The sequence below is a fragment of the Mycobacterium cookii genome, assembly GCF_010727945.1.
GTDB lineage: Bacteria > Actinomycetota > Actinomycetes > Mycobacteriales > Mycobacteriaceae > Mycobacterium > Mycobacterium cookii.
Map to the genome: position 1 here is coordinate 2,393,070 of NZ_AP022569.1, position 26,046 is coordinate 2,419,115.

The window sequence follows — 26,046 nt, forward strand, 5'->3', positions numbered from 1 at the left end:
CTCCTTCTACGAGGCGCGCACGACGATGCGGTGCACCGGTGCCCGCCATAGCCCGACGATCGCGTCGATCAGTCCTTCAGCCGCGATCGGCCAGCTGGATCGCGCCCGCGGACCGTGCTCGGCCAGTTGACCTTCGTGCTCGGCGCAGGTGTGCATCAGCAGATTCCTCGCCATCACCATGCGTTCGAAGCGGACTCGCTTGGGCAGGTCGGGCAGGCAGCGGTTGATCCCGTCGATGGTCAGCACGAGCATCGGCGACCCGAGCGCGTCCTTGGTCACCACCTGCCGATAGGTGGGGTCAGCCATCGCCTGCGCGGCGAAGCGCGCATACCAACTCGGAGTGCCCAGCGCGGTCAGGTGGTCGGTGAGCGGGCGCACCAGAGTTCCCACCCAGTCGCGCAACTCGGTCGAGCCCTCGATGCCGGCCAGCATCTGTCCGCGCAATTCCTCGATGGGCAGCCGGTGTTTGCTCTCGATGGCGCGCAACAGATCAGTTCTGCTACCGAAGTGATAGCACGCTGCGGCATTATTGCCCTGGCCTGCTGCTTCGCTGATTTGCCGGTTCGACACCGCGTACATGCCGCGCTCGGCGAACAACCGTTCAGCTGCGGACAAAATCAATTCCCGGGTGCCGGTCGATCGCTCGTTGCGCAGGACTCTGGCTGCGGTCACCGACCCAGTGAACACCCGCGCGCGAGTTAAATCAAGCAGTTTATTTGGTGGTCCGCACTGGTCATTCGATGACGAAAATGTCCATTCGCGTGGGGGTGTCTTAACGGGAATCGTCATATCGTGTAGTCCGGCATCGGCCAAGCGCGGCGTATATACTTCCCGGACTGCTGCGCTCCAGTTTCGATACCGAATGACCGACACCTAACACTTCCAGGCCACAAATTCAGACGCGGCATCAGAGCTACGCCTCAACATCGGAGGAGACCTTGTCGCGCAACCTGGTCGCCCGCGTCGCCACCCGGCTGATGGAGACGACGGCGTCGACGGTTGCCGCGGTGAATGAACAGGTCCTTGCCGAACTCGTCGAGGATCTCGATATAGACGCCGCATTCCTGCGCCACAACGACCACAAGGTCAGGGTGTCCAAGCTGGTCGCGTTCTGGCCGCCGCGGCGAGACGGCTCGGTCCCGGATTGGCTGACCGTCGCCCACTTCAGCAGCGCCGACCCGATCCTGTCGTTGTGCGAGAACGGCAAGAAGTTGACGGTTGTTCGACCGGAACCGTCCGAGCCCACGTACGCACGCTGGGTCGCGGGCGCACAGGAGCGATGGGGCCTCGACGCCGCCAAGATTCCCTCGCCATCGGCAGCCGCAGCACCATTGATCTCCGGGGGCGTCACCACCGGCCAGCTGATCTGCATGAAATTCCGGCGCAAGAAATGGCGCACCGACGAGCTGAACGTTATTCAGACGGTCGCATCCCTGCTTGCGCAACTGCAGGCCCGCATCACGGCCGAAGAGAAACTTCGCAACCTCGCCGAGCACGACGATCTGACCGGTCTGCACAACCGCCGCGCACTGATCGCGCATCTGTCCGAACGGCTCGCCCCGGGTCGGCCCGGTCCGGTCCCGGTGCTCTACCTCGACCTCGATCGCCTCAAGTCGATCAACGACTACCTCGGCCACACCGCCGGTGACTGGTTCATCCGGACATTCGCCGAGCAACTTCGATTGAAGGCCGGCGCCAAGAGCTTGACCGCCCGACTCGGCGGCGACGAGTTCGTCGTCGTGCCTGATCGATCGATGTCGATCGAAACGGCGCAGAAGACCGGCGAGGAGTTGTGCACCGCTCTGCGTGATCGGATGACACTGGGCGGCCACATGATCACCCGCACCGTCAGCGTGGGTGTCGCGGTCGGCATGCCGGGACGCGACACCACCAGCGACGTCCTTCATCGTGCGGACGAGGCCGTGCTGTCAGCAAAACGTGCCGGCGGCAACAGCGCCGCGGTGTCCAGCGACGACATGTCGCTGCAACGCCTGTTCCGCAATGACATCGAACTTCACCTGAGCGGCGAGATCGACAACGACGCGCTGCTGCTGCACTATCTGCCCGAGGTCGACCTGTGGACCGGCGCGATCGTCGCCACCGAAGCGCTGGTGCGGTGGCGGCATCCGACGTGGGGCCTGCTGCTACCGGAGTCGTTCATCGGCGTGGCTGAATCCGCCAATCTGGGCGGGGATTTGGGCAAATGGGTGATGCGTAAGGCCATCGCGGAATTCAGCCGATGGCGTTCCCGCGGCGTCGGGCAGAACATCACGCTTCGCCTCAACGTGTCGCCGGGCCAATTGATCAGCCGAGGATTCGTGAGCAGCGTGGCCGAAACCATCGACGAATTCGGTATCGACGGAGGCTCGATATGTCTGGAAATCACCGAACGTGCTGTCGTACGCGACATCGACACCACCCGTAAAACCCTTGAGGCGTTGAAAGAAGTCGGCGTCCAAATCGCCATCGACGACTTCGGCACGGGTTACGCCGTTCTGTCGCACCTGAAATCGCTGCCGGTCGACACCCTCAAGATCGACACGTCCTTCGTTCGCGATCTCGGCACCAGCAGCCGCGATCTGGCGATTGTCCGCGCGATCATCGGTCTCGCCGAAGCGTTCGACCTGCAACTGGTGGCCGAGGGCGTCGAAACCCCCGCGGCGGCCCTGACCCTGATGCGACACGGCTGCCACCGGGCGCAGGGCTACCTGCTGTCGCGCCCGCTGCCCGGCAATGCCATGGAGTCACTGTTGTCGTCGCGCTGGATGCCGATGCCCTTCCTGGCCGACAGCCAGGCCCTCACCTCGAGCACCATCTAACCCAGATAGAGATGCCATCATGACCGAATCCACGGACAAGCGGTCCGACACGACTCGCGAGCACATTCTGCGAGCCGCCGCCCACCAATTCGCCCAGCGTCCGTACTACGCGGTCGGCCTCGACGACATCCTGTCGGATGCGCAATTGACCAAGGGCGCGATGTATTTTCACTTCCGCTCCAAGCACGCGCTCGCCTTGGCGATCGTCGACGAGCAGACCGCCAAATCGGCCAGCCAGATCAAAGACCTGCTCGCGCGGAAGCTGTCCGGGTTGGAGAGCCTCATCGACGTCACCTACCTGGTGGCCATCGACGACATCACCCAGGACGTCACCAGGGCGGCTTTCAATCTTCTCGAGTCAGTGGGAAGAACCGAGAAATTGCAGGAACGCCTGCTCGGTGGCTGGATCGAATTACTCGGAGAGATCGCCGAGCGCGGGATTCGCGAGGGAGACATCGTCGAACACGGGGATCCGCAGGACATCGGACGCCTGCTGGTGTCGATCTATATGGGTATGCGCCAGGCCAGCACGCTGGACGACCCGGTGGTTTTGCTGAGCGATTTCGAGAAGGCGTTCTCGACGGTGTTGCGGGCAATTGTGCAACCCGACCGCATGAGCTACTTCAACCAATTCCTCAAGCGGCGCACGGCGCTGGCGGTCAAGGCCATCAGCCCGCCGGCGACTCCCGGAACCTAGCGCTCGTCAAGCCACAATTGCTCGGTCAGGTCCTGGAACGTGGCCAACGCGATGTCATCGTCGGCGCGAATCAACGCCGACCTGCTCATCAACGCGCGCACGCTCGACCCGTCCCGATGTGCCAACTCGACGACCTCGTTCGCCAGCGACTGAACAATCGACACCGCCGATTCAGCGGTGAGCGGCAGGTGGAAGATCTCCTCGAATTTCAACGACAGCACGTCGTCTGGTGCGCGGCCGACCATGTCGGAGAATGCCGAATTGGCGAACACCAGTGCGCCGTCCTGCGCGATCGCGAGCACGGGGACCGGGATTCTTTCGAGCACGACGAGCGCGGGCAACTGCTTCAAAGTCGCCATCGGCGACTCCCCCCCGCGGCCGTTCCGTCGTCGCTCCACGTCCCGATTATGGTTCATCGAGGCAGTCGCAGGTGAACTGATCGAGCAATAGTCCGGAAGTCCGAACTTCTTGTGAACGCAGGCGACCGATTCGCGGCATCGCTCTGGTCTATCGAGCGGTCGGCGCAATGATCCGCGAGGCCGCTTCGACGGCGGCCGCACGCCGCGATGCGACGACGGTCGGGTCAGCGGCGGCCTCAGGATGTGGATCGGGAAATTGGGCCCACGCCAAGCCAATTCCGAACAGCAAGACCAGTAAGTCAGCCGGCGCCCACGACGAGTCGACTTTGCCCGCCGCTTGGGCGGCCTCGATCGTCGCGAGAGCGTGGTCCGGTGGCGCCTCGTCATCGAACGCCGGCGGTTCGATCGTCAGGCCCTCCAACCTCGCCCAGGTGAGCATTCGCAGGTGCTCGGGGTGACTGCGCGCCAAGTCATAGACGTCGCCGACAAACTCCGCTACCGCCTCGGGCCGCATACGAAACGCGGCAAAGTATCGCCGACCGTCCGCGGCGACGACGTCCCGAAACAGCGTCGCCTTGTCGCCGAAATGCGCGTACAACCGCTCTTTGCTCGCCCGGGCGGCGGACGAGATCCGGTCGATGCGGGACCCCGCCAGTCCGTACTGAGCGAACTCGGCGCGGGCGGCGGCGAGGATCTCTTCGCGCAGCTCTGTCTTCGACCTCACAGCAGCATCGTAACCGAACGAACTAGTTCGTCTGGTAGCGTGGTGCCACGTCGTCGAAATGTTGAGGGGAGCCGGCCTATGCGACTACGACCGCCGGAAGGCAAGAAGACCGTGACCGCTGAGGACCTGGACGCGATCATGAACCCGTCTCGTCGAGCGAAAGCGCTGAAACACCTGCTGGGCAATGTCAGCGACAACATCCATCCGCTGATCGAGCTGTATCGGCCCTACGTCGACGGGTTGACGAACCTGCCGCGCGACGGGCGGTTCCTCCTCGTCGGCAACCACACTCAGACCTTCCTGGAGGTGTACCTCACCTCGTACTACCTGCGGCGTGAACTGGGTGTGCGAGTCCGGCCATTGGCCGAGCGGGGTATGGGCGAGGCGCGTGGTCTTGCCAAAGACGTGATCGCGGCCTACGGCGGTGTGGTCGGTCACCCCGACACCGCGCGAGAACTGATGCGGCACAACCAAACCGTGCTGGTGTTTCCGGGCGGTGGCCGCGAGATCGCCAAGTTCAAAGGCGAGGAGTACCAACTGCGCTGGGAGGGTCGCAGTGGGTTCGCGCGGGTGGCCATCGATAACGACTATCCGATTGTTCCCGTCGGGCTGGTCGGCGGCGATGACGTGTACCAGAGCCTGTTTGCCCGCGACAGCAGGTGGGGCAAGTTGAGCCAATCGCTCAGTGAGCGGTTGTCCGGTCGCACCGACATGGCCATGCCACTGATGCGCGGTGTCGGCCCGACGCTCATCCCCCGCCCGCAGCGGATGTACCTGGCGTTCGGAGAACCGATCGACACCACCCGGCCGGGCAGCGCGAGCGCCGCGAGCTGGGTCGAGACGGTTCGAGAGAACACCCGACGGTCGCTGCAGGAAATTCTCGCCGACCTACAGGCGATCCGCGCCGACGATCCGTTCCGCAATCTCAATCCACTGGCCTGGCCGAGCGCGGTTCAGCCGGCACACCTGAAACCTGTTGGCAAAAACCATGATTCGACCGAAGAACGCCAACCGCACCGCGGCTAGCTCACGAGCTTGAGTCCGACCACGGAACCCACCAAGAGCGCCAACAGCGCCACCCGAGCAAGCGATGCCGGCTCTGCGCCGGTGGCGATCCCCCACAGCGCGGTCAGGCTGGCGCCGATGCCCACCCACACCGCGTAGGCGGTCGCGGTCGGCAACGAGTTCATCGCTGCGGCCAGTCCGACCATGGAGACCGGCAGAGCGACCGCAAAAATCAGCGTGGGGATGCAGCGATGGAAGCCGTGGGATTCGCCCAACGCGATCGCCCACACCGATTCGAAAAAGCCGGCCAGCACGAGTATCAGCCACGCCACGACAAGACCCTCCTCCGAGTCAGTCTTGTCTGAGCGGGTACTGCTCCCTCGTCCGCCAACACCCACATGTGGAGTTGCGTATGCGACGGTACAACAATGCTCTTGAGAATGCCCGGCACGACGGTTGGAGCGAGAATGCCGCACCGCACGCTGCAGGCGTCGATCGACGACGTGGTGAACGCCGCGACGGATATCGACTGGGCAATCTCCATCCGAGATGCCACGGGTGATGCACTGGCCGGCCGCAACGCCGACCGCAGCATGGAGATCGCGAGCGTCGGCAAGCTGCTGATCCTCGTCGAGGTCGCACGGCAGTGTGACGCGGGGATGCTCAGCGGCGGCGAACTTCTCGCTCGAGACCCGACGCTGCTGATCGCCGACTCGGGCCTGTGGCAGCACCTACGCATCGATGAGCTGTCAGTGCATGACCTCTGCATCTTGGTGGCCAGCGTCAGCGACAACGTGGCGACCAATGTGCTTGTGAAGCGCATTGGCCTGCAACGGGTTCGGGAGCTGGGCGCGTCGCTGGGCTTGGCAGATACGGCGGTGCTCGACTACGTTCGACACCATCGCGGACCAGGCGACCCGGCGACATTTTCGACCGGATCGGCATCGGAGTTGTCGAGCCTGATGAGCCGGATATCCGCGAAAGAGCTGGTATCGCAGGCAGTCTCGGTGACAGTGGGCGACTGGCTTGCGACGGGCGTCGATCTCTCCATGGTGGCGTCCGCATTCGGACTCGACCCACTGTCGCATGCGACGTCGAGCGGCGACTTCTTCCTGCGAAACAAGACAGGCAGCGATCCTGGGATCAGAGCCGACGTCGGGACTGTGGGGCACAACGGTTTCCGATTCTCATACGCCGTGATCGCCAACTGGGATACGTCAGACCGCAGCGCGACGGGCGCGGCACTGTCCGGCATGAGCGCGATGGGCAAAGCGCTGCGAGAGGCAATTGAGCACACAGTGCCGTGACGCGCCCTCAGCAGGCAACCGCCAGCTCGAGTCGTTCGAGACGCCGGACGAGCAGGCTCGGTAACCAGCGGACGGGCTCGGATGTTGCGAAATACGATGTGCGACGCAGGAGTTCGCCGATCACGATCATGGCTTCGAGGCGGGCGATACCAGCACCGACGCAGAAGTGTGCGCCCTTGCCGAAACTTATATGCCCTTTGCCGTCTCGGCGGTCGAGCCGAAACTCGTCAGGGTGGTCGAAGTGTGACGAGTCTCGATTGGCAGAACCCCACAACAGCAGCAGCCGGTCTCCTGCCCGCAGGTCTACCCCGGCTAGCGTCGTGTCGCAGACGACATGGCGATAGTGCTCGCGGAACGGCGGTTCGAGGCGGAGCACCTCTTCCAGGAAACCGCCAAGGAGACCAGGGTTTTCACGCACATGCCGCTGGACGTCCGGCCTGCTGGCGAGCATGTACGCCGCTGAGCCGATCAACGATGCGGTGGACTCGCCTCCGGCGCTGAACAACGTGGCCATGATGTTGAGCGCCGTCATATCTCCCAGTTGGCCAGCAGCGCGGGCGATTGCGAGGTCGCCGAGCAGGTTGTCCTTCGGGTTGGCGGCGGCCCGCTGGAAATGCTCGCTGATGTATCCGGCAAGTTCCATGGTGGCGACGCCGGCCCGGTCCAGCTCGACTTGGCCGACGAGTCCTTCGACGAGCTTGGTGGCGGCAAATCCCCAGCGCATGATTTGTTCGGCATCCTCGTCGGGAAGCCCGATCAAGCGGCTGACGATCATCATCGGCAGACGATTGGCCATCGCGGACATCCACTCGATGGAGCCGAGGTGAATGCCGTTGTCCCACAGTTGCTGTGCGGCCTGATAGACGAGGCCTTCGAGAACTTTGACGCGCTTGGCGGCAAACTGTGGCACCAACAACCTGCGGTGTATCGCATGAGCGGGATCGTCGGCAGTAGCCAAGGCTTGGATGTCTCCGCCGAGCTCCCCCATCGCAAACGTACCGACCTGGCCGTCTTGGTAGGTCAGCACGGCGGTCAGGTTGGAGGAGAAGTCTTCTGGCCGAGCTATCACGTCGTTGATCGCGTCCCAGGTACACACCGCGTGAAATCCGGAGTCGCCGACTGGATGGACCGGCCCTCGAGCGCGCATCCGCTCGTAAAGCGGATAGGGATTCTGAATGCTCTCGTCGTCGAACAATTCGAGGCCGAGCCGGCCGTCGCGCACGGTCATTCACCCAGGCTGATCGCCGCCCCTCGACCCGTCAACGAGTGACGGGAAAGTTGAGAGGCACAGTTCCGGAGGTGTCGAGCACCACCTCGCACACGGTGCATTTGACCTGCGCAAGCCGTGAGAATTATCACCATATCTTTCTCAATAGTGAGAAACTGACTCTCATGGCTCGCGACGACTGGGTATTGGGACGAACGCGGCAGGAGGCGGCGGCGGAGCGGATCTATGCCGTCGCTACCGACCTGTTCGCCCGAGAAGGTTTGGACGCGTTCACCATCGAAACACTCGCCGCAAGGGTCCACTGCTCACCCGCCACGGTCTACCGGCATGCAGGAGGCAAGGCCAAGATTCGCGATGAGGCGCTGCGGCGGGCCGCGAGCCGAATCACTGACGGGGTTCGTCGCGCAGTAGAGCATCTCAGTGGTTCTGAGCGGATCGTCACGGCGATCACGGTGGCGCTGGCCGAGATTCGATCCGACCCGCTGGGTCAACTCATGCTGAGATCGATTCGCGCCCAGGATATGTCGTGGTTGAAAGACTCCGCGATCGTCGCCGGATTATCGACGGAACTCAACGGCCTCACCGAGGACGACGAACTCGCTGCCTTCTGGATCGCGCGAGTCGTCATGTCACTGATCTACTGGCCGGCCGCCGATGCCGACACCGAGCGCCGGATTGTGCAGCGCTTCGTCGCGCCCGCATTCGAGCCGTAGCGTCAGGACGCGGCAGCTGGCACGCGAAGGCGCTTGCGAAAAAACGCGGCAAGGCGCAGCGGAATCGCGACAAGGCTCAGTAGCGCGAACGGCACATATTCGGCGGCGTAGAGCCAGTCCAGCGATTTTCGGTCAAATGCGCCCGGCACGAAGTCCCGGCCGAACGCGATCAGAATGTACGTCGTAGCCAGCAGCAACACGGGCCGCCACAGCCGTCCCAGGTTGCGCGTTCCGATTCCAAAGGACAGCAGCACCAATAGATATGTGAACAGCAGTCCGACCAGGAAGAAATACAACACGGCACCCTGAAGCGGAATCTGGCCTCTGACGACGCCCAGCCAGATGACCAGTCCGATGTGAACTTGAAGCGCGGCGGCGAACGCCAGACCCAGCGCTCGGGCCTGCCGCGCCAACCCGGCGAACGCCGGGCCGAACAGCACAGCCATCGCGCCGCCGGTATAGGAAAGCCAGAAGAAAAGGAACGACCAGCGTGCTGTCAGGCGCACCCCGATCGCGATGCCATCTGAACCGGTGCCGCATACGGCCAGTACGGCTGTCGCAAGAGCGAGCCCACCGCCGAACGCGCCGATCATCAAGGCCCACGCCGGATCATGTCTGCGCGCCATCGATGCCGGTTGTCTTCCCGCCCCCGGAGATTCTGCTGAGCAGAAATTAGCCCGGCCTGACCACAAACTCTGTGGAGCTAAGGGGAATCGAACCCCTGACCTACTCGATGCGAACGAGTCGCGCTACCAACTGCGCCATAGCCCCTGATCGGTAGCAGGCTACCAGTCGCTGCCGAACTCGCCGAACCGTCTACTGCCCGACGGCTCGCGGCAGATCCCGGTGCCAGCTGTAATCCCTCGCGTACGGCGCGTATTCGAGATGCTCGAAGATCGGGTCCTCGTCGTCGATCTCCAGGACCACGGCCCCCGGACGGCGCAACCGCGACGGGACCACATCGAACTCGTGGTCGTAGGTGTTTTCCACGCCCAATTGCGAACGGGCCATCCGCTGCATCCGGCGGCGCTGCACGCGCGCTTCGATCCGGGTCTGCCGGCGCAGATATCCCAGGTAGAGCACGGTCGCTGCCGCGGTGACGCTGAACAACCACCACGCCGAGGAGGTCAACAGGAAGGCCGCTCCGGCCGAGGCCACCAACATCGACGCCATGACCATCAGCACCCGCCTGCGGAAGGCGTACTTGCGAGCAGTGACCGCGGCGGCGGTGTCCGCGTCATGCCGATGCCGACGGGAGAACGCCGGTGTGGTCGCAGGCGGCGGTTCTTCGGCGGCGACCGGTATCCCCGACGTGTCGTCGACGTACTCGTATTGGTCAGCATCGTCGTCGTCGACCGCGTCCTCGTCCTCGTCGTCGTCGAGGGCAAGACTCACCTCGGTATCGTCGGTCTCTTCCTCGGCCACGGCTTCGCCTGCCGGCAGGGCCGGGGAGTCCGGGTCGATGACGTCGACGTCCAGATAATCGGGCCCGGTCACTTCGACAGGCGCCGTGACCGCGACCGCGGCGACGACGCGTGACGTCGGTGCGTCATCGTCGTCGGCGTCGTCGAGTTCGTCGTATTCGTCGTGTTCGTCGTGTTCGGGTTGCCAGTCCGGGTCAGTACGGTGTCCTGCCGACACCCCGACTCGCTTGATCAGCCGGCCCGCCGTGTCGCTGTTCAGCACGCGCGTCGCCAGCGCCACGTCGCTGGTGCGACGCACCGCGTCGCGCTTGCTGACGAGCATCGGGACCAACACGAACAGCCAGAGCACCACGAGCGATATCCAGAGCAATGATTGCGGGATACTTGGCATCGTGACCCGCTCCTTTCACCGACAGGCATGACCGGTAGCCGACGCATCCGATCGAGGTTCGTCCAGGACAACTACATCCCTGTAATTTACCTCTGACAAGCATCATTGGTCACTAAAGTCACGTTTGTAACACGACACGCCGCGCATATTTGCTCGACTATGTCCAGCTAGACCCAACTGGCGTGACCGTCACGCACCAGCGCTGACGTCACCGACCCGTACACTTCCTCGACTGTCAGGCCCACCAGCAGGTGATCGCGCCAGCCTCCGTCGACTTGCAGGTAGCGGCGCAGCAGCCCCTCTTCACGAAATCCAACCTTTGCCAGCACCGCCCGGCTCGCGGCGTTCTCCGGTCGCACCGTGGCTTCCACGCGATGCAACATCACCGGGCCGAAGCAATGGTCCAGGCCGAGCGCCAGCGCTCCGGTCGCGACGCCGCCGCCGGTGACCGAGCTGGACACCCAGTAGCCGATCCACGCCGACCGCAAGGCACCGTGGGTCACGTTACCGATGGTCAGCTGCCCGCAGAACTCGCCGTCCAGCTCGATCACGTACGGCAGCATGCGACCCTTGCGGGCTTCAGAGCGCAGACTGGAAAACACCGCGGGCCACGCCGAAATCGAATGGCGGACAGTCCAATCGGCCTCGGTGCTGGGCTCCCAGGGCTCGAGATGCGCTCGGTCGGCCTGGCGGATGCGACTCCATTGCGACGCATCGCGCAGCCGCACCGCGCGCAGCCGCACGACACCGGCGGCCACCCGCAGCGGTCCAACCCGGGTCGGCCAGCCGGGATGTTGAGAGCTGGAGCCCCAGAGGTTCACGAACGCAATCCGCCGAGCCGGTCAGCCACGTTGAGCCAGGAACGCGACTTCGACGATCTCGCCGGTGCGGATCTGCTCCGCGTCCCGGGGAATCATGACCAGACAGTTTGCCTCAGCCAACGTCGCCAGCAGGTGCGACGAGGCGCCGGGTGCACCCCCGAGCGCCTGCACCAGGTATTCGCCGGTGTCCTGGTCGCGCATCAGCTGGCCGCGCAGAAAACCCTTGCGGCCCGCCACCGAGGTGATGGGCGACAGCGTGCGAGCCTGCACGACTCGGCGCATCGGCTGCCGCTTACCCAGCGACAGCCGGATCAGTGGCCGCACCATCACCTCGAACACCACCAGCGCGCTGACCGGATTCGCGGGCAACAGAAACGTCGGCACACCGTCGCGGCCCAGCTGTCCGAAGCCCTGCACGGAGCCGGGATGCATTGCGACCCTTGTGACTTCCATGTCGCCGAGCTCGGCGAGCACCGAACGTACCCCTTCAGCCGCGGCTCCCCCGACCGCGCCGGCGATCACCACGATCTCGGCGCGGTTGAGCTGCCCCCCGACCACTTCGCCGAGCTCATTGGGATCGTTGCTGACGATCCCGACCCGGTTCACCTCCGCGCCGGCGTCCCGCGCGGCGGCGGCCAGGGCGTAGGAGTTGACGTCGTAGACCTGCCCGTTGCCGGGGGTGCGGGAGATGTCGACCAGTTCTCCGCCGACGGCCAGCACCGACACCCGCGGACGCGGATGCACCAACACCCGTTCCCGGCCCACCGCGGCCAGCAGCCCGACCTGCGCAGCGCCGATGATCGTCCCGGCGCGCACGGCGACGTCACCGGGTTGCACGTCATCACCGGTACGTCGCACGTAGGCACCGGAGCGGACACCGCGCAGCACCCGCACCTTGGACTGTCCGCCGTCCGTCCAGCGCAACGGCAGCACCGCGTCGGCCAGCGTCGGCAGCGGCGCACCGGTCTGCACTCGCGCGGCCTGCCCCGGCTGCAGCCTGCTGGGTGTCCGGGTGCCGGCCTGGATGCTGCCCATCACCGGAAGCGTCACTCCGTCATGCGCCACCGACCCGGCCTCGTCGTCGACGCGATCATCGGAGGCTTCACCGACACTGAGAACGTCGACGCTGCGCACCGCGTACCCGTCGATCGCGGCCTGGTCGAAACCGGGCAACGGGCGCTCGGTGACGACCTCTTCGGCGCACAGCAGGCCTTGTGCCTCGGCGATGGCGACGCGCACCGGCCTCGGCGCCACCGCGGCGGCCGATACCCGGGCTTGTTGCTCTTCTACCGAACGCACAGCGCGCCTTTCTGCCGTCGAGCTGCGACGGACCAGCCGCTAGTCTTCGGCTTCGGCGAGGCCCAACCGAGTGACCAGCCACCGCCGCAGGTCCGGCCCGTAGTCGTCACGGTCCAAGGCAAAGTCAACCGCAGCCTTGAGGTAGCCGCCGGGATTTCCCAAGTCGTGTCGGGAGCCGCGATGAACGACGACGTGGACCGGGTGTCCTTCGTCGATCAGCAGCGCGATGGCGTCGGTGAGCTGCATTTCGCCGCCGATGCCTTTCTTGATCCGGTGCAGCGCATCGAAGATGGCGCGGTCCAGGACGTAGCGGCCCGCCGCCGCATACAGCGACGGCGCGTCTTCGGCCTTCGGCTTCTCCACCATGGCCTTCACCTTGAGGACGTCCCTGTCGGCGCCGGGCACCGGCTCGACGTCGAAAACGCCGTAGGCACTGATCTCGTCGGGCTTCACCTCGATCGCGCACAACACCGAGCCGCCGTACTCGGCGCGCACCTTCGACATCGTCTCCAGCACACCCGTCGGCAACACCAAGTCATCGGGAAGAAGGATCGCGACGGCATCCTCGTCGGCCCACAGCACCGGCTCGACACAGCTGATCGCGTGTCCGAGGCCCAGCGGCTCGGTCTGCACGACGGACTCGACCTTGATCAGCCCCGGCGCCCGACGAACCTTGGCCAGCATGGCCTTCTTGCCCCGCGCCTCCAACGTGCCTTCCAGCACCAGGTCTTCGACGAAGTGCGCGACCACGCCGTCCTTGCCCGCGGAGGTGATGATGACCAGCCGCTCGGCGCCGGCCGCGGCCGCCTCGGCGGCCACCAACTCGATGCCCGGGGTGTCGACGACGGGAAGCAGCTCTTTGGGCACGGTCTTGGTCGCAGGCAGGAAACGCGTGCCCAGACCGGCCGCGGGCACTATCGCGGTGCGTGGAACCGAAACCTGTGAGCGAGACATCGTTGAAACCATATCGTTGACCCTGTGGCGAGCGCGGGCAAGGCCGCATTGCGAGAACGGCTGTTGGCAGCCCGTCGTTCGGTGAACGACGACGTCCGGGCGGCCGAGGCGCAGTCGCTGGCCGAACACGTCGATGCCCAGTTGAACAGCGCCGAGGTGGTGTGCGCCTATGTGCCCGTCGGTGCCGAGCCTGGGTCTGTCGAGATGCTGGACGCATTGCTGCGGCACGCCGACCGGGTACTGCTGCCGGTTGCGCGTACGGCCGCCGACGACTCCGCGACGGCGATGCAGTGGGGTGCATACCGGCCGGGGCAGCTGGTGACCGCACGGTTCGGGCTGCTCGAACCGGCCCGGCCGTGGCTTCCTGCCACCGCGGTGGCCGAGGCCGGCATCGTGCTCGTCCCGGCGCTGGCCGTCGACCGTTCCGGGGCCCGGTTGGGCCGGGGTCGCGGCTTCTACGACCGCACGCTGGTGTTGCGGGATCCGGGCGCGCGCCTGATCGCCGTGGTCCGCGACGAGGAATTGCTCGACGAACTGCCGCACGAGCCGCACGACGTGCCGATGACCCACGCGTTGACCCCGGGCCGCGGTCTGGTCGAGTTAGCCGGTTAGCAGTCCCGAAGGACCCGTCGCATCGCGTCCTTCTCCTTGGCCGACACCCACAGTTGGTAGGCGGTTTTCACGTCGACCGCCCGGGCCACGAACGCGCACCGGAACGCGGCGTTGGGCGGCAGCCACGAGGCGACGTCGCGAAAAGCCTTGTCGAAGTTGACCTGACCGCCGACGGCCAGCAGGTTGCGCGGGTCGTTGGCGAAGTCACGGCGGCGCTGGTCGTCCCAGGCCCGCGCGCCGGTGTACCAGGCGTCGGACAGCGACACCACGTGGTCGATCTGTACGGCCGAGGAGGTGTCCGGACCGCGGACGAAGTCGATGGTCGCGCCGGTATAGGGGTCATGCAGGATGCCGCTCTGCGCGAAGCACGTCCCCGGCCGCACCCGTAGATCGGCCAGATCGCGACGCAGGATGTCGTCGCGGGTGTTGCAGCCGTTGTGACCGAACTCCACGTTGACCTCGTCGCTCCACGGCTCGCCGAACCGGAAGCGGTCGAAGTCGCGCACGGGGTCCCAGCCTCGCACCGGTAGCGCTTCCAACTCGCCGCGGACCGCGTCGTAACTCGGAGTCGCGGTCGGCGACGGATCGGGTTCGCGGTCGACGTTGTCGCGGTAGTACAACCAGCCGACGCCGGCGGCGATGGCGAGGACGATCAGCATCGCCAACGCATGGTTGCGGCGGCGGCGGGTCCTCATGCCATATGACTCTCGCGCACGGTCTTGCGTTCCGGTCGAAGTTAATCCAAACATTTGTCGACGCAATCAGCTGATAGAGGCGCAAGCTGCAGCTATGCAGCGATCGGCGCTAGCACCCGGCGCGGCTACCGAAGCGATGACGATCAGCTAGGAGGTTGTGCAGCAATGGATTTCGCCTTTTTGCCACCGGAAGTCAACTCCGGGCGGATGTATGTCGGTCCTGGATCAGGGCCGATGCTGGCCGCCGCGGCGGCCTGGGACGGGCTTGCCGCCGAGTTACATTCGGCGGCAACCTCATACGGATCGGTGGTCTCGGAGCTGAGCGCCGGGCCTTGGCTTGGCGCCGCATCGGCAGCGATGACAGCCGCCGTCGCACCCTTCGTGGCGTGGATGCGATCGACCGCCTTGCAGGCCGAGCAGACAGCCACCCAAGCCAAAGCGGCGGCGGCCGCCTTCGAGGTGACGTTCGCCGCGATGGTGCCGCCGCCCGTGATCGCAGCGAACCGAACTCTGTTGCAGGCGCTGGTCGCGACCAATCTGTTCGGGCAGAACACCCCGGCGATCGCGTTCACCGAGAGTCTCTACGCCGAGATGTGGGCACAGGATGCGTCGGCGATGTACGGCTACTCGGGCGCCTCGGCGTCCGCGACGACGCTGACTCCGTTCACCCCGGCGCCCCAGACGACCACCGGAGCGTCGCCCGCGGCGGGTGCGCAGGCGGCGGCGTCCCTGGCGACCTCCGCGGCAGTGCAGGGCCTCACATCGCCGGCGGCGGTTACTGACCCGTTGAACACGCTGGCGAACCTTATTGACGTCGTGCTGTTCTTGCCCAATGTGGCTCAGGCTGGGCTGACTCCATTGAACACCACCTCTATATTCACCGACTTGTCGTTCGACGACGACGAACTCCGGGATGAGGCGACGCAAAATAAGGCCGACGATATTTTGAGAACGTTGCGCGACGCCGGTTTTCGCTTGCCCGGGGGCGTTGTCCTCGACACGATTTTGACGCAGCCCGCGATGGCATTGAGCCCCGCTGAGCTCCCGTCTGTGACGGCGGGTCTCGGCCAGGCTCCGACGGTCGGAAGGCTGTCGGTGCCGCAAGCCTGGACCGTGGCGGCCCCGGAGATCAGGCTCGCCGCGTTGACGTCGCCGTCCGCCGGCCTGGCCGCCGCCCCGGAAGTCATGGCAGCCAGCAGCCCCGGCAGCCTCTTCAGTGAGATGGCGCTGGCGAACATGGCCGGCCGGGCGATCGGCGGTACTCCGACGCCAGGACGACCCCAACAGCGCGTCGTGTCCGCTGCCGGCGTTCGTGCTGCGTCGGCGACGTCCGCGTCCTCGACCGGACATAAGGCGGCGATTGCCGCCGACGTTCACGAGTTCGCCGAGGCTCTGATCAAACTCGGCGACCTCCGCGATTCCGGGCTTTTGACCGACGAGGAATTCAGCAAAGAGAAGGATCGCCTGCTCGCCCGCTGATCCACGGCAGCGGCCTCGCCGCGCCGGGAATGACACGCGCCACATGGCGGTTCTAGCACTTGAGACTGTAGAGTGCTAACTGTTTAGACCATCACGGAGGTTTGTGTGCCGACCTATAGCTACGCCTGCACCGAGTGCGGCGATCGCTTCGACGCGGTCCAGTCCTTCTCCGAAGATTCGCTGACCACCTGCAACAAGTGCTCGGGGCGGCTGCGCAAGCTGTTCAACTCCGTCGGAGTGGTGTTCAAGGGCAGCGGTTTCTACCGCACCGACAGCCGCGAGTCGACGAAGAGTTCGGGCAGCAACGGCTCGTCGACGTCGAGCTCATCGGAGAAGTCCAGCAGCGACAGCTCGAGCTCGTCCAGCGACAAGTCGAGCTCGTCGGAGAAGTCGAGCAGCTCGTCGAGTTCGTCCAGCGACAGCTCTTCCAGCTCGTCGACTTCGAAGTCGGCTGCCACCACCTCGAGCTAGCCGGTTATCCACAAGCGGCCGGTCCACGGCCGCATACATCGTCGTGCCGCGCCTACGGTTGTCGCGTGGGCGATTCGCCGAAATCGTTGAATCCGTCGTTGCCGGACCGCATTTCACAATGGCTGCGACCGGATTGGTCGCGAACCGTGCTGGCCCGTCGTATTGCCGCGGGCGGCCTGGTGCTGCTCGCCGGTGCCGCTGCGCTGCGGCCCGACCCCGACGGTAACCAAGCCCAAGTGGTTGTTGCCGCCCGCGACCTGAGCCCGGGCGCCGCGCTGACAGCCGACGACATACGACTCGAAAACCGTTCGGCCCTAACAATTCCCGATGGCTCACAATCCGACGTCCACACCGTGGTCGGCTCCACACTGGCCGGACCAACGCGGCGCGGCGAAGTGCTCACCGACGTTCGGCTGTTGGGCCGCCGCCTGGCCGAGTCGGCCGCGGGGCCCGACGCCCGGATCGTGCCGGTGCACCCGGCGGACAGCGCGCTGATCGACCTGGTGCGCCCAGGCGACGTCGTCGACGTCGTGGCCGCGTTCGAAAACAGCTCGCCGCCCAACTCGCACGTCGTCGCGACCGATGCGGTCGTGGTCCTGGTCTCGGCGAAGCCGAAGGCTCAGGGCGCGGCCAACGACCGTCTGGTGCTGATCGCGCTGCCGGCCGCCTCGGCCAACGCGGTGGCCGGCGCCGCGCTAACGCAGAGCGTGACGCTCACGCTGCACTGACTGCGGCGGCCGGATCGGCAGCAAACTCTTACACGGCCCGCTCGACTCGACTAGCGTTTTTCTTGGGCTCTATCTCGTTTGTCGCTTACCCACCGGAGAAAGGACATCTCGATGTTGAAGGGCTTCAAGGAGTTTCTGGCACGCGGCAACATCATCGACCTGTCGGTAGCGGTCGTCATCGGTACCGCTTTTACCGGTTTGGTCACCAAGTTCACCGAAAGTGTCATCCAGCCGCTGGTCGATCGGATCGGTGCCGGCGGAAAGTCCGACGTCGGGATTTTGAAAGTCGATATCGGCGGAGGTCAATTCATCGACTTCAACGTCGCATTGTCCGCCGCCATCAACTTCATCATCATCGCGGCGGTGGTGTACTTCTTGGTCGTGCTGCCCTACAACACGCTGCGCAAGCGTGGTGAGGTCAAGCAAGCCGAGGACACCGAGCTCAGCCTGCTCACGCAGATCCGGGATCAGCTCGCCGAAGCCGGCGGCGGCTCATCAGGGCATCACTCGGCCAACGCTCCGGAGAGCCCCACCATCGAGGACAGGTAGTCCCGGGGCGGCCGCTTCAGAGGTGGTGCGGCGGCGCATTGTCCCGCAGCCATTGTTCGTGGGCTTCCACATCGCGACTCGCATCTGGATCACGTTCGTCTGCCGATGTTTGCGGAACTACCTCGCGATCGTCGCCGACCGGCCTGCTCATGCCGACGTCAGATCTCCAAACTGGATAACTGGCCGATGATCTGGGTGGCGAGCGGGTTGAGGGTCGCCATGCCGTCACGCACCGCGTAGCGGGAGCCGGCGAGGTTCACCACCAACGTGCTGCCCGAGATTCCGGCCAGACCACGCGACAGCCCCGCTTCGATGATGCCCGCGGACAACCCCGAGGCGCGGATCGCCTCGGCGATACCGAGGACCTCGCGGTCGAGGATGTCCAGCGTCGCTTCGGGGGTGACATCGCGAGGGGTCACGCCGGTGCCACCGACGGAGACCACCAAATCCACTCCCCCGATGACCGCGGTGTTGAGCGCGTTGCGGATCTCCACTTCGTCGGCGGCGACGGCCACAACGCCGTCGACGACGAAGCCGGCTTCGGTCAGCAGCTCGGTGACCAACGGACCGCTATGGTCCTCGTCGCCGTGGGCGGTTCGGTCGTCAACGACGACGACGAGTGCCCTGCCCACCAACTCCGCGCCCTGTTCCATGGGTGCAACCGTATATCTGGGGTCCAACCGCGGCGCGGCGACTCTCATCACTGCTGCGCCTTGCCGAGCGTGACCTGTACTTTCTTGGTGGCGCCTGACGGGTCTTTGTACGTCAGCGTCACTTTGTCGCCGGGCGCCTTGGATCGCACGGCGGCCACCAACGCGTCGGCGCTGTTGACGGTGCGGTCGTCGACCTTGATGACCACTACGTTGCCGGGCATGCCGGCGGCAGCCGCCGCGCCGTTGGGCACCACGTCGACGACTTTCGCGCCAGGGGTCGCCTTGTCGTTGGTGACCTGAACGCCCAGTGAGGCGTGCGCCGCGGTACCGCTGCTGATCAGCTCGTCGGCGATGCGCTTGGCCTGGTCGACGGGGATCGCGAAGCCGAGTCCGATCGAGCCGCTCTGCGCGTCCTGCGACTCACCGCCGAGCGTGGCGATCGCCGAGTTGACGCCGACCAGTTGTCCGCTCATGTTGACCAACGCGCCGCCGGAGTTACCCGGGTTGATCGCGGCGTCGGTCTGGATGGCATCGAGCACGGTGTTCTGGTTGCCGGTCTCACCGGTCGTCGACACCGGCCGGTTGAGCGCGCTGACGATACCGGTGGTGACCGTGCCCTCCAGGCCGAGCGGCGAACCGACCGCCATCACCGGCTGGCCGACCCGCAAATTCGCCGACGAGCCGAGGTTGATCGGTGTCAAGCCCGAAACGCCTTGCACGCGAACGACTGCGATGTCGGTCGTCGGGTCGGTACCGACGACGGTGAACTCAGCGGTGCGTCCGTCCGAGAACGTCACCGTGGTTTTCGGCTTGGCTCCGCCGGGGGCCGCCGGGTCGGGCTCCGGGGCGCCAGGAGGGGCCTGGTCGTCGGGCCGCTGCTCGCGGTCGCGCGGCGAAGGCGGCTTCCCGGCCGCGGTCGCGACGACGTGGTTGTTGGTCAGGATCAACCCGTCCGCGGACAGGACGATGCCCGACCCTTCCTCGGACTGACGACCGATATTGGTCTCGAGCATGACCACGCTGGGCACCACCTTGGCGGCGATCGCCTCGACGCTGCCCGCCGGCGCATTGGCCGCCGGCATACCCGGAGTCGCGCCGCCCGGCAACGCCCCGTCGGCAGTCGCGGCGAGCTGGCCGTGATGCTCGATCACCGATGCGGCCGCGCCGCCGATGCCCGCCGAGACCACGGCGACCGCGATTGCGCCAACGGTCAATGCGCCTGCGCGAGAACGCTTTCGCGGCCCTCCCGGCTGGGGCGGCAACGGCCCGCCCGGACCGCCGGCGAACGGACCGTACGGCTGTCGCTGCTGTGGTTGCTGTGGTTGCTGTCCGTAACGCCAGTCATACCCCTGCGGATATGTTTGCTGCTGCCCATAGCCTGTGGCTCCGCGCTGTTCGGAACCGGGACGGTATCCGTGCTGCTGCGGCGGTGGCGAATACCTCGGGTGATTCGTCATGTCGCTAGGTCGCTCTTTCTCGTGCAGAGGGGTCAGACTCAAACAGTAACTGGATAACTACCTTGCCTGCGTGGTCTGAGAGTCGACTGAGATAACGTTCGCTGGACCTGGAGAGTTCCCCGGCGTTGCTGCGCCGTCGATATCCAGCGCGTCTTTCCCGTCGGCGGGGAAATCGGAGACCGGTATCGGACGCCCCGGCAGCAAGACGAATATCGACGTTCCGGGGGGCTCGCCACCGGGAACGGTCTCCTCGACGCGAAGCGCGCCGCCGTGTTTGAGCACCACCTGCTTCACGATCGCCAGGCCCAAGCCCGAACCGGGCATCGCCCGAGCAGTGGTCGAGCGGAAGAACCGCTCGAACACCAACTCACGCTCGTGCGCCGGGATACCCGGCCCGTGGTCGGAGACCACCAACTCGGCGTGCGTTGCATTCAACTGCCGAAGCCGCACGCCGACGTGCTCGCCCGCTGGACTCCACTTGGCGGCGTTGTCCATCAGATTCACCACGACCCTGGACAGCCCGGCACTGTCGCCGTAGACCAGCCAGGGCGTCACCTCGACATCGAACTCAACGTCGTTGCGGCGCCGGCGAACTCGCTCCAGGCTCCGGTCGATGACCTCGCTGATGTCGACCGGCTCCTGCACCGCTCCGCCGGCGTCGTCGCGAGTGAGATCCACCAAATCGCCGACCAGCGTGGACAATTCCTCGATCTGCCCGATCACGTCGGTACGCAGATCGACCATTTCCTGTTCGGGTATCGGCGGGGCGCCCGGCTGCGTCGACGCCATCAGCAGTTCGATGTTGGTGCGCAGCGACGTCAATGGGGTACGCAGTTCGTGACCGGCGTCGGCGACAAGGCGGGTCTGGCGTTCGCGGGATTCGGCCAGCGCACGCAACATCATGTTGAAAGCCTCAGTCAGCCGGGCCAATTCGTCGCTGCCGAACACCGGGATGGGCCGCAGGTCGTCGGTGCGCGCCACGCGTTCGGCCGCCCGCGTGAGCCTGCCGACCGGACGCAGCCCGGCCTGGGTGACCATGCCGCCGGCGACGGCCGCCACGGCCATCCCCACGCCGCCGACGATGAGCAGCACCCACCGCAGCTTGGTCATCACCGCATCGGTCGGCGCCAGGCTCTTGGAGATCAGCAGCGAACTGCCGTTCGGCAGGTGTACGGCCAGCACTCGCTGACCGGACGCCGTTCGGCGGGACATGAACAGGTCGCCGCGGATGACCGCCTTCTCCGCCTGCCCGACCGGCAGGCTCTGGCCTTCCTGGTTGGCGGTGAAGATCGACCGGCCCGGGTTCACCAGCATCGCGTTCACATCGGAATACGCGGTGCCCTCGATGGCCTTGGCCGGATCGGCGGCCAACGATCCGCTGGCGATCAACAGCTGCGCCCTGCTCTGCAGCTGGTTGTCGATGTCTTTGTAGAGCGCCGCGGAGATCACCGCGTACACCGCGACGGCCATCGAGATGACGACCATGGCCACCATCGATATGGCCAGCAGCATCACCCGCCACCGAAGCGACAACGAGGTACTGGTTCGCAGCGAGCCCCGATTTCGGCGGCGGAACAACGTCTTGAGGGACTTCAGCGGCATCAGGGGGGTGTTTCGCGAAGCACGTAACCCACTCCGCGGACGGTGTGGATCAATCGCGGTTCGCCGTTGGCTTCGGTCTTGCGACGGAGGTATCCGACATACACTTCCAGCGCATTACCCGAGGTGGGAAAGTCGAAACCCCAGACCTCTTCGAGAATCCGGCTGCGGGTCAGGACACGTCGCGGATTGGCGATCAGCATTTCCAGCAAAGCGAATTCTGTGCGGGTAAGACTGATTTGGCGGTTTCCCCGCGTGACTTCGCGCGTCACCGAATCGAGGGTGAGATCAGCGAATGTCATCGCGACCGATTCGGTGTTGTCTTCGATTTTCGTGCGGCGCAACAGCGCACGCATGCGAGCGAGCAGCTCTTCGAGCGCGAAGGGCTTGGGCAGATAGTCGTCAGCACCCGCGTCCAGACCGGCGACCCGCTCGGAGATCGTGTCGCGGGCGGTCAGGACCAGGATGGGCAGATCGTCGCCCGTGCTGCGGAGCTGGCGGCACACCTCCAGGCCGTCCAGCCGCGGCATCATCACATCCAAAACGACCCCGTCGGGTCGGTCGGCAGCGATCATCTCCAGGGCTTCGACGCCGTCTTCCGCCAATGCCACGGAGTAGCCATTGAAGGACAGGGATCTACGCAGTGACTCGCGCACTGCGCGGTCGTCGTCAACGACAAGAATTCGCACGACCACCAGTTTCATCCAATCGCCTGAGAACCGGCTGAGAGGTCGGCAAACCGACTGCCGCGAATTGCTCGTCAATACGCCGGGAGACAGTGCTCACGGCAAATAATTTAGCGTCGCTCGAGATCGATCAGACCGAGGCGCGCCGCCTTGAGCAGCCGGCGAGGCACCTTGTGCTGCTGACCGGCCACCGTCACACCGACAAGCTCAGGCTTGGCGGCCTTCCACTGCGCGCGCCGACTGCGGGTGTTCGAGCGCGACATCCTGCGCTTTGGCACAGCCATGATCAGGCCTTACTCCTGGTAGGGGGGTCGCCGCGGAACGAGCCTAGGCAGCGACGATTATGGCCAATAGTAGTCGGTGACCTGCTGCAGGCAAAAATCGGCTCCGAAGATCACTGGGCAGCCTTGACGTAGGACCGGCGGTACCCGCTAACCTACCGGTTGGTTGGTACGTCCGACGGAGGGAGTACACGGGTGGCGTCTGCTGTGGGTGCCCCGGCTCCGGTTCGCATCGGGAACTGCTCCGGCTTCTACGGCGATCGGCTTTCCGCGATGCGGGAAATGCTGGTCGGAGGCGAACTGGACTACCTGACCGGTGACTATCTGGCCGAGCTGACCATGCTGATCCTCGGTCGCGACCGGATGAAGCACCCCGAACGCGGTTACGCCAAGACCTTCCTGACTCAACTCGAGGAATGCCTGGGACTGGCACAGGACCGTGGGGTGCGCATCGTCGCCAACGCCGGCGGCCTCAATCCCGCCGGACTGGCCGACGCCGTACGGGCGCTGGCGGAGCGCCTGGGGGTGCCGGTCCGGGTCGCCTACGTCGACGGCGACGACCTCTCCCCCCGGGCGGAAGAACTGGGCCTGGGCAAGCCGCTGACCGCCAATGCCTACCTGGGCGCCTGGGGCATCGTCGACTGCCTCAACGCCGGCGCGGATGTCGTGGTGACCGGTCGGGTGACGGACGCGTCGGTGACGGTCGGGCCCGCGGCCGCGCACTTCGGCTGGGGCCGGACCGACTACGACCAACTCGCGGGCGCCGTGGTCGCCGGCCACGTCATCGAGTGCGGCATCCAGGCCACCGGCGGCAACTTCTCGTTCTTCACCGAAATTCCAGACCTGAGCTACGCCGGCTTCCCGCTGGCCGAGATTCACGCCGACGGCTCGTCGGTGATCACCAAACACCCCGGCACCGGCGGGCTGGTCAGCGTCGACACCGTCACCGCCCAACTGCTCTACGAGATCACCGGCGCGCGATACGCCAACCCGGACGTCACCGCCCGGATGGACACCATCGAGCTGTCCTCCGATGGCGACGACCGGGTCCGGGTCAGCGGCGTGGCCGGCGAACCCCCGCCGCCGACGCTCAAGGTGTCGCTGAACAGCATTGGCGGTTTCCGCAATTCGATGACGTTCGTGCTGACCGGGTTGGACATCGACGCCAAGGCCGCGTTGGTACGACGGCAACTGGAGGACGCTCTGACCGTCAAGCCGGCCGAGCTGGAATGGACGCTGGCCCGCACCGACCATGAGGACGCCGACACCGAAGAGGCGGCCAGCGCGCTGCTGCGCTGCGTGGTCCGTGACCCCGATCCGGCTAACGTCGGTCGCCAGTTCTCTTCGGCTGCAGTCGAATTGGCCTTGGCGAGCTATCCGGGATTCACCGTGACCGCGCCGCCCGGCGACGGTCAGGTCTACGGGGTGTTCACCCCCGGCTTCGTCGACGCCGCCAAGGTGCGGCACACAGCCGTGCACGCCGACGGCACCCGCATCGAGATTCCCTGCGCCACGGACACTCTCGAGCTCGAACCGGCTGATGCGCCGGCGCTGCCGGAGCCGTTGGCTGGCACACCGACCCGGCGGGTCCCGCTGGGCCGGATCGCCGCCGCCCGCAGCGGCGACAAAGGCGGGTCGGCCAACGTCGGGGTCTGGGTGCGCACCGACGAGCAGTGGCGCTGGCTGGCCAACACCCTCACCGTCGAGTTGCTCAAAGACCTACTGCCCGAGACAGCCCACCTGCCAGTGACCCGGCACCTGCTGCCCAACCTGCGCGCGGTGAACTTCGTCATCGACGGCATCCTCGGCCAGGGGGTGGCCTACCAAGCGCGCTTCGATCCCCAGGCCAAAGGGCTCGGCGAATGGCTGCGCAGCCGTCACGTCGACATACCAGAAGGGCTGCTGTGAGCATCTGGACCACACCTGAGCGCGACCAGCTCCGCAAAACCACCCGCTCGTTCGCCGACCGGGAAATACTGCCACACGTCGACGAGTGGGAACGCAGCGGCGATTTACCACGCGAATTGCACCGCCGCGCAGGCCAATCCGGCCTGCTCGGCGCGAACTTCCCGGAGGCTGTCGGTGGTGGCGGCGGCGACGGAGCCGACGCCGTGGTGATCTGCGAGGAATTGCACGAGGCCGGCGTCCCCGGCGGTGTGTTCGCGTCACTGTTCACCTGCGGTATCGCCGTGCCGCACATGATCGAGTCGGGCGACCAGCGGCTGATCGACACTTTCGTCCGCCCGACGCTGGCCGGTGAGCTGATCGGTTCATTGGCGATCACCGAACCCGGCGGGGGCTCCGACGTCGGGCATCTACGCACCACGGCGGTCAAAGACGGCGACCACTACATCGTCAACGGCGCCAAGACCTACATCACCTCCGGCGTGCGGGCCGACTACGTCGTCACCGCGGTGCGCACCGGCGGCGCGGGCGCCGCCGGCGTTTCGCTGCTCGTCGTCGAAAAGGGCACACCAGGATTCGAAGTAACCCGCAAGCTGGACAAGATGGGCTGGCGGTCTTCGGACACCGCCGAGTTGTCCTACGTCGATGCACGGGTTCCCGCCGAGAATCTCGTCGGCGCCGAGAACAGCGGCTTCGCCCAGATCGCGCAGGCCTTCGTCGCAGAACGAATCGGCCTCGCCGCGCAGGCGTATTCGAGTGCACAGCGCTGTCTGGACATCACCGTCCAGTGGTGCCGCGACCGCGAGACGTTCGGCCGTCCGCTGATATCCCGCCAGTCGGTGCAGAACACGCTGGCCGAGATGGCCCGCCGCATCGACGTCGCCCGGGTCTATGCGCGCAACGTCGTCGAGCGCCAGCAAGCCGGCGAGACCAATCTGCTGGCCCAGGTGTGCTTCGCCAAGAACACCGCGGTCGAAGCCGGAGAATGGGTGGCAAATCAAGGAGTTCAGTTGTTCGGCGGGATGGGCTACATGGCCGAATCCGAGATCGAACGCCAATACCGCGATATGAGGATCCTCGGAATCGGCGGTGGAACAACCGAAATCATGACCGCACTGGCCGCCAAGACGTTGGGATATCAATCATGATCTGTCCGCCTCCTCCCCATCGCTACGCTCTGCATCGTCGGT

General features: G+C 65.6%; 28 protein-coding genes, 1 tRNA gene and 1 riboswitch. Of the genes, 12 read left to right on the forward strand and 17 right to left on the reverse strand.

The annotated features are described in order from the left end of the window. Positions 1-6: 6 nt before the first annotated feature. A complete protein-coding gene (locus tag G6N27_RS11110; protein WP_163776378.1) occupies positions 7-687 on the reverse strand; it encodes a TetR family transcriptional regulator in 681 nt (226 codons plus the stop codon). 290 nt (positions 688-977) lie between these two features. Between G6N27_RS11110 and G6N27_RS11115 the strand changes: the two genes are divergently transcribed. Both G6N27_RS11115 and G6N27_RS11120 read left to right on the forward strand, forming a co-directional pair. Next, positions 978-2,819 carry a putative bifunctional diguanylate cyclase/phosphodiesterase gene (locus G6N27_RS11115; RefSeq protein WP_163781661.1) on the forward strand — a complete coding sequence of 614 codons (1,842 nt, stop codon included), beginning with the start codon at positions 978-980 and terminating at the stop codon, positions 2,817-2,819. 16 nt (positions 2,820-2,835) lie between these two features. After that, a complete protein-coding gene (locus tag G6N27_RS11120) occupies positions 2,836-3,516 on the forward strand; it encodes a TetR/AcrR family transcriptional regulator (RefSeq protein ID WP_163781663.1) in 681 nt (226 codons plus the stop codon). Here the strand turns inward: G6N27_RS11120 and G6N27_RS11125 are convergent. Both G6N27_RS11125 and G6N27_RS11130 read right to left on the reverse strand, forming a co-directional pair. Further along, on the reverse strand, positions 3,513-3,875 hold the full coding sequence (locus G6N27_RS11125) for a PAS domain-containing protein (protein ID WP_163776379.1): 363 nt from the start codon (positions 3,873-3,875) through the stop codon (positions 3,513-3,515). The two genes, G6N27_RS11120 and G6N27_RS11125, sit on opposite strands and share 4 nt — an antisense overlap. A gap of 148 nt (positions 3,876-4,023) precedes the next feature. Continuing rightward, complete coding sequence (locus G6N27_RS11130) at positions 4,024-4,599, reverse strand: TetR/AcrR family transcriptional regulator (protein WP_163776380.1); 576 nt, start codon at positions 4,597-4,599, stop codon at positions 4,024-4,026. Between the two features lie 78 nt (positions 4,600-4,677). Between G6N27_RS11130 and G6N27_RS11135 the strand changes: the two genes are divergently transcribed. Next, positions 4,678-5,625 carry a lysophospholipid acyltransferase family protein gene (locus tag G6N27_RS11135; protein ID WP_163776381.1) on the forward strand — a complete coding sequence of 316 codons (948 nt, stop codon included), beginning with the start codon at positions 4,678-4,680 and terminating at the stop codon, positions 5,623-5,625. On the opposite strand, the gene G6N27_RS11140 is transcribed toward G6N27_RS11135, so the two are convergent. Continuing rightward, positions 5,622-5,936, reverse strand: coding sequence for a DMT family transporter (locus G6N27_RS11140; protein ID WP_163776382.1), 315 nt, complete (start codon positions 5,934-5,936; stop codon positions 5,622-5,624). The genes G6N27_RS11135 and G6N27_RS11140 overlap by 4 nt on opposite strands. Before the next feature lie 13 nt (positions 5,937-5,949). After that, positions 5,950-6,016, reverse strand: a riboswitch (guanidine-III (ykkC-III) riboswitch). A gap of 55 nt (positions 6,017-6,071) precedes the next feature. Here G6N27_RS11140 and G6N27_RS11145 point away from each other — a divergent pair. Next, positions 6,072-6,911, forward strand: a complete 840-nt coding sequence (locus G6N27_RS11145) for a serine hydrolase (protein ID WP_163776383.1) — start codon at positions 6,072-6,074, stop codon at positions 6,909-6,911. Positions 6,912-6,918: 7 nt separating this feature from the next. Here the strand turns inward: G6N27_RS11145 and G6N27_RS11150 are convergent, their stop codons facing one another. Beyond that, complete coding sequence (locus G6N27_RS11150) at positions 6,919-8,139, reverse strand: cytochrome P450 (RefSeq protein ID WP_163776384.1); 1,221 nt, start codon at positions 8,137-8,139, stop codon at positions 6,919-6,921. 164 nt (positions 8,140-8,303) lie between these two features. On the opposite strand from G6N27_RS11150, the gene G6N27_RS11155 reads away from it, so the two are divergent. After that, on the forward strand, positions 8,304-8,852 hold the full coding sequence (locus tag G6N27_RS11155) for a TetR/AcrR family transcriptional regulator (RefSeq protein ID WP_163776385.1): 549 nt from the start codon (positions 8,304-8,306) through the stop codon (positions 8,850-8,852). 2 nt (positions 8,853-8,854) lie between these two features. Here G6N27_RS11155 and G6N27_RS11160 read toward each other — a convergent pair whose 3' ends face one another. From G6N27_RS11160 to G6N27_RS11185, 6 genes are all read right to left on the reverse strand, one after another. Next, a complete protein-coding gene (locus G6N27_RS11160; RefSeq protein ID WP_163776386.1) occupies positions 8,855-9,445 on the reverse strand; it encodes a hypothetical protein in 591 nt (196 codons plus the stop codon). 105 nt (positions 9,446-9,550) lie between these two features. Beyond that, a tRNA-Ala gene (locus G6N27_RS11165) sits at positions 9,551-9,623 on the reverse strand. Positions 9,624-9,668: 45 nt separating this feature from the next. Further along, positions 9,669-10,667 (reverse strand): divisome protein SepX/GlpR, encoded by a 999-nt coding sequence (sepX, locus tag G6N27_RS11170; RefSeq protein WP_163776387.1) that lies wholly within the window; start codon positions 10,665-10,667, stop codon positions 9,669-9,671. A 167-nt stretch (positions 10,668-10,834) separates the two neighbouring features. Continuing rightward, the gene (locus tag G6N27_RS11175) at positions 10,835-11,488 is read right to left on the reverse strand and encodes a GNAT family N-acetyltransferase (RefSeq protein WP_163776388.1); all 654 of its coding nucleotides are present in this window, start codon (positions 11,486-11,488) and stop codon (positions 10,835-10,837) included. 21 nt (positions 11,489-11,509) lie between these two features. Beyond that, positions 11,510-12,787, reverse strand: coding sequence for a molybdotransferase-like divisome protein Glp (gene glp / locus G6N27_RS11180; RefSeq protein WP_163776389.1), 1,278 nt, complete (start codon positions 12,785-12,787; stop codon positions 11,510-11,512). Positions 12,788-12,826: 39 nt separating this feature from the next. Then, positions 12,827-13,741 (reverse strand): UTP--glucose-1-phosphate uridylyltransferase, encoded by a 915-nt coding sequence (locus G6N27_RS11185; RefSeq protein WP_163776390.1) that lies wholly within the window; start codon positions 13,739-13,741, stop codon positions 12,827-12,829. A 24-nt stretch (positions 13,742-13,765) separates the two neighbouring features. On the opposite strand from G6N27_RS11185, the gene G6N27_RS11190 reads away from it, so the two are divergent. After that, a complete protein-coding gene (locus G6N27_RS11190) occupies positions 13,766-14,353 on the forward strand; it encodes a 5-formyltetrahydrofolate cyclo-ligase (RefSeq protein WP_163776391.1) in 588 nt (195 codons plus the stop codon). Here the strand turns inward: G6N27_RS11190 and G6N27_RS11195 are convergent. Further along, positions 14,350-15,048, reverse strand: coding sequence for an HNH endonuclease family protein (locus G6N27_RS11195; protein WP_232064961.1), 699 nt, complete (start codon positions 15,046-15,048; stop codon positions 14,350-14,352). The two genes, G6N27_RS11190 and G6N27_RS11195, sit on opposite strands and share 4 nt — an antisense overlap. 165 nt (positions 15,049-15,213) lie before the next feature. Here G6N27_RS11195 and G6N27_RS11200 point away from each other — a divergent pair, with 165 nt between their 5' ends. The 4 genes from G6N27_RS11200 to mscL all read left to right on the forward strand — a co-directional run bounded on the left by G6N27_RS11200 (position 15,214) and on the right by mscL (position 18,275). Continuing rightward, the gene (locus G6N27_RS11200; protein WP_163776392.1) at positions 15,214-16,527 is read left to right on the forward strand and encodes a PPE family protein, SVP subgroup; all 1,314 of its coding nucleotides are present in this window, start codon (positions 15,214-15,216) and stop codon (positions 16,525-16,527) included. A gap of 105 nt (positions 16,528-16,632) precedes the next feature. Then, the gene (locus tag G6N27_RS11205; protein WP_163776393.1) at positions 16,633-16,998 is read left to right on the forward strand and encodes an FmdB family zinc ribbon protein; all 366 of its coding nucleotides are present in this window, start codon (positions 16,633-16,635) and stop codon (positions 16,996-16,998) included. 65 nt (positions 16,999-17,063) lie between these two features. Then, on the forward strand, positions 17,064-17,726 hold the full coding sequence (locus G6N27_RS11210; protein ID WP_163776394.1) for an SAF domain-containing protein: 663 nt from the start codon (positions 17,064-17,066) through the stop codon (positions 17,724-17,726). Positions 17,727-17,837: 111 nt separating this feature from the next. Continuing rightward, positions 17,838-18,275 (forward strand): large-conductance mechanosensitive channel protein MscL, encoded by a 438-nt coding sequence (gene mscL / locus G6N27_RS11215; RefSeq protein WP_163776395.1) that lies wholly within the window; start codon positions 17,838-17,840, stop codon positions 18,273-18,275. A gap of 158 nt (positions 18,276-18,433) precedes the next feature. Here the strand turns inward: mscL and G6N27_RS11220 are convergent, their stop codons facing one another. From G6N27_RS11220 to rpmF, 5 genes are all read right to left on the reverse strand, one after another. Next, positions 18,434-18,976 carry a MogA/MoaB family molybdenum cofactor biosynthesis protein gene (locus G6N27_RS11220; protein WP_163776396.1) on the reverse strand — a complete coding sequence of 181 codons (543 nt, stop codon included), beginning with the start codon at positions 18,974-18,976 and terminating at the stop codon, positions 18,434-18,436. Then, complete coding sequence (locus G6N27_RS11225) at positions 18,976-20,385, reverse strand: S1C family serine protease (RefSeq protein ID WP_163776397.1); 1,410 nt, start codon at positions 20,383-20,385, stop codon at positions 18,976-18,978. The genes G6N27_RS11220 and G6N27_RS11225 overlap by 1 nt, the downstream gene beginning before the upstream one ends. A gap of 57 nt (positions 20,386-20,442) precedes the next feature. Next, positions 20,443-21,987: a HAMP domain-containing sensor histidine kinase gene (locus G6N27_RS11230; protein WP_163776398.1), complete on the reverse strand. Its 1,545-nt coding sequence runs from the start codon at positions 21,985-21,987 to the stop codon at positions 20,443-20,445. After that, the gene (locus G6N27_RS11235) at positions 21,987-22,673 is read right to left on the reverse strand and encodes a response regulator transcription factor (RefSeq protein WP_163781668.1); all 687 of its coding nucleotides are present in this window, start codon (positions 22,671-22,673) and stop codon (positions 21,987-21,989) included. The genes G6N27_RS11230 and G6N27_RS11235 overlap by 1 nt, the downstream gene beginning before the upstream one ends. 107 nt (positions 22,674-22,780) lie before the next feature. Further along, complete coding sequence (gene rpmF / locus G6N27_RS11240; protein WP_163776399.1) at positions 22,781-22,954, reverse strand: 50S ribosomal protein L32; 174 nt, start codon at positions 22,952-22,954, stop codon at positions 22,781-22,783. Between the two features lie 192 nt (positions 22,955-23,146). On the opposite strand from rpmF, the gene G6N27_RS11245 reads away from it, so the two are divergent. Both G6N27_RS11245 and G6N27_RS11250 read left to right on the forward strand, forming a co-directional pair. Then, positions 23,147-24,859 carry an acyclic terpene utilization AtuA family protein gene (locus G6N27_RS11245; protein WP_163776400.1) on the forward strand — a complete coding sequence of 571 codons (1,713 nt, stop codon included), beginning with the start codon at positions 23,147-23,149 and terminating at the stop codon, positions 24,857-24,859. After that, positions 24,856-26,004, forward strand: coding sequence for an acyl-CoA dehydrogenase family protein (locus G6N27_RS11250; RefSeq protein ID WP_163776401.1), 1,149 nt, complete (start codon positions 24,856-24,858; stop codon positions 26,002-26,004). The genes G6N27_RS11245 and G6N27_RS11250 overlap by 4 nt, the downstream gene beginning before the upstream one ends. The last annotated feature ends 42 nt before the right edge of the window (positions 26,005-26,046 follow it).